At 37.9% G+C, this 5,000-nt stretch carries 3 protein-coding genes and 1 pseudogene; 1 reads left to right on the plus strand and 3 read right to left on the minus strand.

Annotated elements, in window-relative coordinates; all coding sequences use genetic code 11:
- A partial coding sequence (locus tag PN450_RS08590) for a Calx-beta domain-containing protein (protein ID WP_271836017.1) occupies positions 1-1,278 on the minus strand: 1,278 nt, incomplete at its 3' end.
- A gap of 794 nt (positions 1,279-2,072) precedes the next feature.
- Between PN450_RS08590 and PN450_RS08595 the strand changes: the two genes are divergently transcribed.
- Positions 2,073-3,323 (plus strand): NB-ARC domain-containing protein, encoded by a 1,251-nt coding sequence (locus tag PN450_RS08595; RefSeq protein ID WP_271836018.1) that lies wholly within the window; start codon positions 2,073-2,075, stop codon positions 3,321-3,323.
- A 5-nt stretch (positions 3,324-3,328) separates the two neighbouring features.
- Here the strand turns inward: PN450_RS08595 and PN450_RS08600 are convergent.
- Both PN450_RS08600 and PN450_RS08605 read right to left on the minus strand, forming a co-directional pair.
- Positions 3,329-3,487, minus strand: a pseudogene (locus PN450_RS08600) (Uma2 family endonuclease); the annotation flags it as partial.
- Between the two features lie 182 nt (positions 3,488-3,669).
- Positions 3,670-4,788, minus strand: a complete 1,119-nt coding sequence (locus PN450_RS08605) for a CobW family GTP-binding protein (RefSeq protein ID WP_271836019.1) — start codon at positions 4,786-4,788, stop codon at positions 3,670-3,672.
- Between the last annotated feature and the right edge of the window lie 212 nt (positions 4,789-5,000).

A 5,000-nucleotide genomic window follows, 5' to 3' on the forward strand; every position in this document is an offset into this window, starting at 1 on the left:
ATTGACGGTGGCACTAGCAACAGTTCCGACAGTGTAGCCTGTTCCTGATAGCACTGTGAGGATGGCTGTTTCTGTTCCTTCTATGAGGGTGTCATCAATGACGTTCAGGTTGACTACTGCTGTGCTAGAACCTGCGGCAAAATTTACTGAGGTCGAAATGGTCGTGTAATCTGTGCCATTGGTTGCTGTACCACTCATGGCGATATTCACCGTCAAGGCGCTGGTGGTGTCACCGGTGCGTGTGAGGGTATATTGACCATTGTTGGCGGGTTCGCCGGCCACGGCATCGGTGGCTGCTACTGTCACCAGATTCGTGCTAGATCCTGCTAACTTCCATCCCATGTCTTTAAACAACCCCAAGGTTACAGGGCCAGGATTCAGAATACTTTCCCCAAAACCAATAGAATAGGTCATGAGAGCATTGGGAGTATTGTTAAATACTTCATCTAAGTGAGAGTAACTTGATCCACCACTCCAAGTGCTTGGGGCGTAGAGCTTGACTCGGTTTCCGCCATTAGCCGCATTGGCATTAGACCCATCAAAGAAAATGTTGTTACTGGTAAGCTGACTGCCCAAAGCAGTGGAAGGATTAGGAAATAGGGACGTATTCAACAAACTTTGTCCCGAACCATTCTCGGTAAAACGATCATAGATTCCTGGAAAACCACTGCCGAATCCCCACGAGCCTACGCCAGATTGATTGTTCATCAAACCCAAGAAACCTAAACCATGGCCTAGTTCATGCAGAACAACACTGACAAAACTAATTTGATTGGTGGGTACATTATTGTCTAACCCGTAATACCAGTTAAAGTTACTGTTGAACTCGGCTCCAATATCACTTGCTGTCGGATCTAAATCTTGTCCTGCCAAGGAATTTGCTAGTGCCACAGGGTACCAGGTATTCGTTTGAGGTGCTCCAGAAAAATTTTTGAAAAAGCTCTCTGCCCCAGCTTGCCCCAGAATATTAGAACCTAAATTAGCAAAGGAAGCATTAACATTAATTGGCACAGAAGAATCCAGTAAACTCTCCCAAATATCTACGGCAAACTGAAAGGCCGTTTGCGCTGCTGGGGTAAATCCTGTGTAATTAACATTGATAACAGTATTGCTCTTAGGAAAATTAACTTGTTCCGTTGATGTCAGGAAATTGGTCGGTAATCCAACCCGAAAATGACTGGGATTGGGATCTAGAAAAAGGGAAGCTTTCGGCAAAACTACCCCCACATTGGAGGACGTTAGCATTTCCCCTAGAAAGCTACTTCCTGTCTTCGTCATACTCATATCGTGAAAAGGGTCGTCAACGCTTTCCCCAATCTTTAGTAGCTTCACCTCTGTCTTCATAGAAAGATTATCTGTATTATCTACAGTGGGAAAGACCACTTGACTCTTAGCAGCAGGGAAGGCTGGAACCGTAGGAACCTCAGAGGATAAAGAAGGATATGAACCAAGTGTCAAAGATTCTGTGTTTGTCAGTCCTGATAGATCCGGAGTGATTTGCTCAGTGCCATTCTGGTTGGGGTTCAGAAGAAACAACAATGTACCAGGTTTAACGCTATCAACTATATTTCTATAATCTGCAACGTTGGAATAAAAGAAAACAACGGATTTGGTAGATTCTGCCATAACTATAACTCTGAACCCTGTATATTTTTAGATTCCTTATTTTTTTAATCTACTCCACAAATGACCGGGTTCTGTACCGGAAAATACTAAGTTATGACTGACTTAGATAATTTTTATGACTGTTTTGAGAAATACACACATAGCGCAAACCCAAGATGTTTGCATAAGCTAATCAATTATTTTAGGTAAAGCTTGCCAATTTGCCATCCTCTTCTCTGCCCCCTACAGATGGAACATTCCTACAAAGGTTTTAAATTACGCATACTTGATTATTGTATAAAATAACAAAATTTACTAGGTTAAAACTTTTGTCATCTATCTAAAGATAGATTGTAATGACTAATTAATATTGAAAAAATTAAAGCCATAATTTTTGCAAATTTAGTAAAATACCGAATAAAGACTTGATTTTTTAGATTTTCAATCTTCATATTTTGAAATTACTTATGCCCAGGTCACTGAGAATTCATCATAACTACATTAATGAGACTAAGTCAAAAATTATACAAAAAGGCTATCGGACTCAAAGAGCTTTAGCTGATGATGCAGGATTATGCTTAACTACAGTTAGCAACTTCCTGAATGGTAAACCCGTTGATTATGCAACCTTTGAAGAACTATGTCGGAGATTAAGTCTAGATTGGCAAAAAATCAGTATTTCAAATACTGAAGTAATATCTACCCCTCTATATTCATACGCAAAAATACGTAAAGAACAAACAAAGATATCAAATCAAGACTGGGGAACAGCGATTGATATTTCAGCATTTTATGGCCGCAGCCAAGAACTGACACAACTAGAATCATGGATTTTGGAAGATGGCTGTCACTTAGTAGGATTATTTGGTATGGATGGAGTTGGTAAAACAACTTTAGCTACCCAACTGACAAAACAAATTCAGGATCAGTTTGATTACGTTTTTTGGCGTTCAGTGCCAACAGTCCCATCTTTTGATAGTATGATCACCGAGATGCTTTCCTTTATTTCCCATCGTCGGGAAAGTACACCCGATATCAATCAGCTGATCCATTATCTGTATGAACACCGATGTCTCATTATCTGGGATAATCTAGATACGGTTTTGGATGTTGATTATATCAAATATATTCAGTTAATCCGGATCATTGCAGACACGAAACATCAAAGCAATTTAATTTTTACCAGTCGAGACAAACCTGTTCAACTCACTGAATTGGAGGGGTGGTCATTATCAGTCCGTTCTTTGAGGTTGACTGGTTCATCAGAAATAGCTCTTTCTCTGCTACAATCAAGGCGACTATTGGGAACGGATCAACACAAGTATGAATTATCCCATTCTTATGGTCATAATCCCTTGAAAATTAAAATTGTTGTTAATATTATTATTGACTTATTTGATGGTAATATTGAAAAATTCCTCAAACAAAATACATTATTAGTCAGTAATTATATAAACAGCTTACTAGAACAGCAGTTAAATCCCCTCTCGGTTCTAGAATGGCAAATTATGTACTGTCTGGCCACTGACCAGCGATTAATAAACCTGACGGATTTGGCGCAAAATCAAAATATATTACCTAATGTTTCTATATCCCAACTTTTACAAGCAATAGAGAGGCTATATTCACGATCTTTAATAGAGAGAGAAGCGGGTATGTACAGTTTGCAATCTGTTCTCAGGGAGTATGTCATGGAAAAATTTATTAATAAATTATGATTTTATTATATATAAGCTTTAAAAATCTGATTTGCAGTAAGATCTAATTCAGGAAAAGTTTGGGAAATAATCCGTTCATGATCTCGAAACTTGCTAATTTGATATTCTTCATCAATTAAATTACAAACAGAGATTGTCGGTTGTTTAGGATTACCAATAAAATTATTTATACAGCACTTTCCGGTGTTATGAGGTACATATCCAGCGGGCAAGATGCCCGCACTACAAGAGTTTTATAATTCAAGTTTGTACCTCATTAGAGCGAAATCTGCTGTATTATAGCATTGACAAAAAACAAGAACCCCGACTTCTTGAAGAAGTCGGAGATATGGATATTATTTAATTACTACTTCCCAAATCCTTTACCTTTACTAATAGAAGGAAGACAAATACAGTTTTCTAACTGCTGAAGTAAGGTTTCGGTATCCAGATTTTGACCAATTAACACTAACTGATTTTTCTTTTCACCTTTCCATTGATCATCATCAATAGTGAAGCGTTTACCGCATAGATGGAAAATATGACGTTGAGGACTTTCATCAAACCACATAATTCCCTTAGCACGGAAAACATTTGTGGGTAATTGGTTATCTAAGAAATGTTGAAACTTTCTAATGGAAAAAGGTTTTTCACTTTGGAAAGAAATAGAGATAAAACCATCATTTTCTAAGTGGTCAGAATGATGATGATGTTCATGATCATGGTGGTCATGGCCACAGGTAGAATGATCATGATCATCGTGATGTTCATGTCCACAATCAGCATGATCATGGTCATCATGATCATGATGTTCTTCTGCGTGGTCATCAAAATATTTATCAGATTCAAACAAACCAACACTAAGAATTAAGGGAAGGGGAACTTGGGATTTTGTCGTGCGAATAATTCTGGAACCTTCCTTAATATTGTTGATTTTTTTCTCCAATTCCTGCAAAGTGGTTTCATCAACTAAATCAGTTTTATTGAGAATAATGACATCACCATAAGTAATTTGACTCAAAGCCGCTTCAGAATTGAATAAATCTAAGCTATAATTTGCCGCATCAACTACAGTAATAATAGAATCTAACCGAGTTAGATCTCGCAATTCTGAACCCAGAAATGTCATAGCTACGGGTAAAGGATCTGCTAAACCAGTGGTTTCTACAACTAGATAATCTAGCTTTTGTTCCCTTTCCAAAACTTTGTAAACAGCATCAACCAAGTCATTATTAATTGTGCAACAAATACAGCCATTACTTAATTCCACCATGTTTTCATCAGTGGAAACAACCAATTCATTATCAATACCAATTTCGCCAAATTCATTCACTAACACAGCAGTTTTCACACCTTGCTGGTTTGTGAGAATATGGTTGAGTAAAGTCGTCTTACCACTACCAAGGAAACCCGTAATAATTGTTACTGGTAAACCTTGTTTAGCAGATTCCATTGCGTGAGATTCTGTAGTAACTGATGATGTCATAGTCGTAAAGTAGGATTTTGGTGTATTCTAAATTTTATCTTGATTTTGTCCACTCGGCGTTAGAGTAATACCAACCCACCTTCCGCACCCTAAACTGTCACACAACGAAAAATGGTCGTTTGGGGATTTGATATTAGCGATCGCCACCTAAGATTTCGACGATTTTGTATCAAAATTATCCTCACAGGTATTCAAAAATCCGAAATTACCGA

This window comes from Dolichospermum lemmermannii CS-548 (assembly GCF_028330815.1).
GTDB classification, from domain to species: Bacteria; Cyanobacteriota; Cyanobacteriia; order Cyanobacteriales; family Nostocaceae; genus Dolichospermum; species Dolichospermum lemmermannii.